A 4,814-nucleotide genomic window follows, 5' to 3' on the forward strand; every position below is an offset into this window, starting at 1 on the left:
ACGCCCCTCCAGAACAAGGTTCAGTATCTGTGCTCTCTTCGCTTCTCGCTCGGTCAAATGTAGTCCTCTCATGGACTGACATATTCACTGAGCAGTTACCTACTGACAATATCACTGAGCAAAGACACAATGTGCTACTCCAATTGACGATGGTTGCACCTGATGCTACACTCGCTTCCAATGTCTGTGAAAATCGTCACAGTCTACCCTAGCCGCTGAGACCGGCGGCCCAAATTTCCCTGGAGGACGTAATGTCAAAGCGGCTGATGTTGGTATTTGTTGTAGGGGTCATGGCAGCATTTGGCCTCGCGTGCGGCTTTGCCAAGCCCGAGCCCACGTTCCCCCCTGCCACGGTGGTGCCCACCACCCCGCCGAACGCGAAGGTGACGAACCTGGAGATCAGGAACTTCACCCACCAGTCGGCTGAGGTCGAGGTAGGCGACCTGATTATCTGGACGAATTTTGACCAGCCGCTCCATACCGTCAACCACATTCCCGACCAGGCCGCGGACCCGGTGGAATTCAACAGCGGGAACATCCCCCCGCGTGAGGGTTTCCGCCACCTGTTCATGACGCCGGGCGTGTACAACTACCAGTGCATTATCCACCCGATCAGCATGAAGGGCACGATCACGGTCAAGCCCAAGGCTGCGGCGGCCGCGACCAACTAGGTTAGCGGCAGGAAACGATTGTTGCGGAGTGCGGCCGGGAACCCGGCCGCACTCTTTTTTTGCCCGGCTATTTCAGCGTTGAAAGCAGGGCCCCCATGGCCGCCTCGTCGTAGGCGCTCTTCTCACCGCGCAGCTTCTTCATCTTGTTCTCGTAGCGCTTTTCCATCTCCGGGCCCTGGAGGCGGAAGTACTCGGCCTCCATCTCCCTGGCCCGGGAGGCAGACGGCCACTCGGGCACTTCAATGACGCCGGTGGTTATCTGGTCGACGCCCCACTTGTACGCGACTATCTCGCCCTTGCTGATGATCAGGTTCATGCCCACGTTGGCGTTTACGATCGGCACGCCGTTTTCGCGGGCGCGGGCCAGGACCGTCTCGTTCTGCTTGTGGCTGCGCGAGCCGTAGGACGGTATGAGAACCATCTGCGCGCCGTCCATGACGAGGGTGCGGACGATCATTGGGTTCCACCGGTCGTTGCAGATGACGATGCCGATGCGGCCGACGGGGGTATCGAAGGCGCGGAGGGTTTTGCCGACGCGGTTGAAGAACCATGTTGGGTGCGTGCCCTCGGCGAGCTGCACCTTGCGGTACGTGCCGCAGATATCGCCGGAGGGGGCGATGAAGACGGCGGTGTTGAAGACATCCTTGCCATCGAGCTCCGCGAAGCCGAAGCACAGGCAGGTCTTGAGCGACTTCGCCAGCTTGCGGAAGCGCCGGATGTACGGGCCGTCCACGGGCTCGGCGACATCGTACATGCGCTGTGCGAGGGACACGTCCTCGATTATCGGCGTGACGACGTAGCCTTCCAGGACGCCCTCGGTGGTCACTATCAGGTCCGGTTTTTCGCGCGCGGCGCGGGAGAAGAACTCCTCCATCCTGTCGGCGTTGCCGGCCTTGTCCCACTTAACCGGCTTCAGGGAGATCGCCGCTGCCTTTACGGACCTGTACATGTCGCGCTCCTTCTTACCTTGGCGGGTTGTTGGGCCTCTCCCGGCGCGCTTTCATCTCGCCGCGGTTCTGGAGGTACTGGATGATGTGGCCGCGCGTGAGCATGCCGACGAGGCGGTCGCCGGCGGTCACAGGGAGGGCACGGACGCCACGGCGCACCATGTGGTCCTGGACCACCTGTGAGATCGTCGTCTCGGGCTCGACGGTGCTTGGGCGCTGGTCCATAACGTCGAACACGCGCACTTTTTTGAGGGCCTCCTCGAAGGCCATGTCCTTGCGGGTTGCGGTTGCGCCGCTCTGGAGGAACCGGCCGCCCATCATGAGCCACAGCCCCTGGAGGAGGTAGCCGCGAAGGGCAACGTAGATGCCGGCGGCGATAAGGATGAGGCCGATGGCCTGGCCGCACACGGTGGCGATGTTTGTGGCGGTGACGAGCTTGCCGGTGCCGGCCCAGATGAGCGAGCGGAGCACGCGGCCGCCGTCCAGCGGGAAGGCTGGGATGAGGTTGAAGACGCCGATGGCGGCGTTTGCGATGCCGAGGTAGCGCAAAACGGCGTGGAGCTCGGAGTTGTGGTTGGGGACCGCGAGCATGCCGAGGAGGCAGGCCCCGGAGATTATGAAGCTGGTGAGGGGGCCTGCGCCGGCGATGGTGAGCTCGTCGATCGCTCTGCCCGCCTCTGCCTTGAGGTAGCTGACGCCGCCGAGGATGAAGAGGGTGATGCCGTGGACTGGGAAGCCGCGCATCTTGGCGACAAGGGAGTGGGCGAGCTCGTGGACGAGGACGCAGACGAACAGGAGCAGGGAGCACGCGAGGGCGATGCCCCAGTACATCCCCGGCTCCCAACCGGGGTACTGGTCCGGCAGGAAGCCCTGTGCGAGGCTCCAGGTCAGGAGGGCTAGGACGATGAACCACGAATAGTGGATGCCTATCGTGATCCCGAAGATCCTGCCCAGACGTATCGATGCTTTCATTATTGAGTGTTCCCCTAGCCCGACACGGTGACGCCGATCAGGGAGCCCACGGCGTAGGTTACGCCCGCGGCGAGGCCGCCGGCGAGGAGCATCCGGAGGGCGCCCCAGTAAGGCTTGTTGCCGGACATGACGGCCAGCGCGCCGCCGACGAACAGGAGCGCGGCGATGCTGAGGGTGGCGCTGAGCATGAACGACATGTTGCCGCCGGCAAAGATGTAAGGAAGTATGGGCACGATTGCGCCGCAGACGAAGGCGACGAACGAGCTGAAGCTGGCGCCCCAGGGCGAGCCTAGCTCGTCGGGGTCGAGGCCCAGCTCTTCGCGGGCCTTCGTGTCCAGGGCCACCTGCGGGTCCGCCATGATGCGGCTCGCGAGATGGGAGGCCTCCTCTTCGGTGAGGCCCTTGCCCATGTAGATGAGCTTGATCTCCTCCTCTTCCTCTTCCGGGAACTCCTCGATTTCGCGCTTCTCCTTTCGGAGGGCGTACTCATATATATCGCGCTGTGACCGCATCGAAATGTACTCGCCGGCAGCCATGGAGAACGCGCCTGCAAGGAGGCCGGCGACGCCCGCGAGGAGCACGAAGTCCGCGTTTTCGGTGCCGCCGGCGACGCCCATAACGAGGCTGAAGTTTGAGACGAGGCCGTCGTTGACGCCGAGGACGGCGGCGCGCAGGCTGCCGCTGGCGCCGGCGACGCGGCTGCCGGCGATCGCCCTGTCCGGGTGAGGGGCGGCGGCGGAGAGGCCTTCAAGAGTGCGGGAGTGCTCGTGCTCCTCGGGGGCGATGTCGCGGCCGTCGGGGTCAGCGCGGTACTTATCGATGTCGCCCGCCTCCAGCCGCATCAGCCATGGGATGACGCGCCTGGTGCCCAGGCGGCGGGCCGCGGCGCGCAGAACGCGGCCTTTGACGCCCAGCGGACTGGGCCGGAGGGTCGTAGGGTCGATGCCGAGCTTCTCGGCCCACCGGGCGGCGTGGCGCATCTCGGCCTGCATGAGCCGCATGAAGATGGCGGCGCGCTCCGGATCAAGCTCAATCTGTGAAAGGGCCTGGTAGGTGGCGGCCGCCTCCATCTCTGACTCAAGGTACTCCCGGACCTGCCTGGCCCGGTCTGGACTCATGGCGACACTCAAAAATTGACTCCTTAGAACTACAAATATCGATCGCGCAGGACGGCGGCTACTCCAACTCAAGCGTCTTGCGAATGGCCTTGAGACGGTCGACATTCTCCCTGTCCGGGCCGTTGTCTTCGATGCCGGGGACTTCAAGGAGGAAGGGGACTTCTTTGAAGGCAGGGTGGCCCATCAGCATGGCGAAGCCCTCGTAGCCGATGAAGCCGTCGCCGATATTCTCGTGCCGGTCGACTCCGCAGGACAGGTCACCCTTGGAGTCGTTGGCGTGTACGGCCGACAGGTTGCCGAGCCCGATCTCGCGGTCGAACTCACCCATAGCCGCGCTGAGGCCGTCCCTGTCCCTGACATTGTATCCTGCCGCGAAGGCGTGCTGTGTATCCAGGCACACCTTCACCCTCGGGCTTTTCAGCGCGTGGAGGATCCGGCCGACTTCCTTGAAGGAATCGCCTATCTGGTCGCCGGAGCCGGCGCAGTTCTCGATTATGAGCTGAGCGCTTTCAGGCGTCTGCGAAATGACCTTCGACAGGACTCCGACAACCTGGTCGAATACCGCATCGAAGCCGACGCCCTTGTGGCTGCCGCTATGGAATATGACTCCATTGGCGCCTATTTGGGCGGCGACAGTGAGGTTGCTCGTCAGGGACTCGGTGCACTTCTGGAGAAGGTCCTGGTTTCCTCCGAGGTTCACCAGGTAGCTGCCGTGGAGAAATACGGGGCTGATGCCGGTCCGGGCTGACTTCTCCTTAAAGAGCGCTACCTCCTTGTCCGACGGCCCCTTGAAGGCCCATGCCCGCGGCGAGGACGCGAATATCTGTATCGCCTCTGCGCCGATAGCCTGCGCCCGGTCGAACGCTGTGCTGAGACCGCCTGCCGTGGATACGTGAGCGCCGATTCTCATATGCCTCCCCCGGGTGGGACGTATCGAACGATTATAGCTGGTGCGCTCTCAGCCTACCAAGCCGCAGGCTGTCAATGCTCAATGACTTTGTCAGTCTTACTGCTCAGTGATTTTGTCAGTACGACTGGTTTTGGTTGAATCAGTCTCGATCTCCAAGGGTGATCTGGACCCGGCTTTCGATCCTTGGGCGAGGAGA

5 protein-coding genes are annotated in these 4,814 nt (G+C 63.0%); 1 reads left to right on the plus strand and 4 read right to left on the minus strand.

The genetic code is table 11. The features are described from left to right. The first annotated feature begins 251 nt into the window (after nt 1-251). Nucleotides 252-671: a hypothetical protein gene (locus tag FJ319_14430; GenBank protein MBM3935462.1), complete on the plus strand. Its 420-nt coding sequence runs from the start codon at nt 252-254 to the stop codon at nt 669-671. A gap of 67 nt (nt 672-738) precedes the next feature. Here FJ319_14430 and FJ319_14435 read toward each other — a convergent pair whose 3' ends face one another. From FJ319_14435 to FJ319_14450, 4 genes are read right to left on the minus strand one after another with little or no spacing between them, the layout of a single operon-like run. Then, nucleotides 739-1,620 carry a carbon-nitrogen hydrolase family protein gene (locus FJ319_14435; GenBank protein MBM3935463.1) on the minus strand — a complete coding sequence of 294 codons (882 nt, stop codon included), beginning with the start codon at nt 1,618-1,620 and terminating at the stop codon, nt 739-741. A gap of 13 nt (nt 1,621-1,633) precedes the next feature. After that, nucleotides 1,634-2,590 carry a CBS domain-containing protein gene (locus tag FJ319_14440; GenBank protein MBM3935464.1) on the minus strand — a complete coding sequence of 319 codons (957 nt, stop codon included), beginning with the start codon at nt 2,588-2,590 and terminating at the stop codon, nt 1,634-1,636. 14 nt (nt 2,591-2,604) lie between these two features. Then, a complete protein-coding gene (locus tag FJ319_14445) occupies nt 2,605-3,813 on the minus strand; it encodes a hypothetical protein (GenBank protein ID MBM3935465.1) in 1,209 nt (402 codons plus the stop codon). Next, entirely contained in the window at nt 3,767-4,618 is an 852-nt protein-coding gene (locus FJ319_14450; GenBank protein ID MBM3935466.1) for a deoxyribonuclease IV, read from the minus strand. Before FJ319_14450 ends, FJ319_14445 begins: the two co-directional genes overlap by 47 nt. Between the last annotated feature and the right edge of the window lie 196 nt (nt 4,619-4,814).

Source organism: SAR202 cluster bacterium, assembly GCA_016872355.1.
GTDB lineage: Bacteria > Chloroflexota > Dehalococcoidia > Lucifugimonadales > VGZY01 > VGZY01.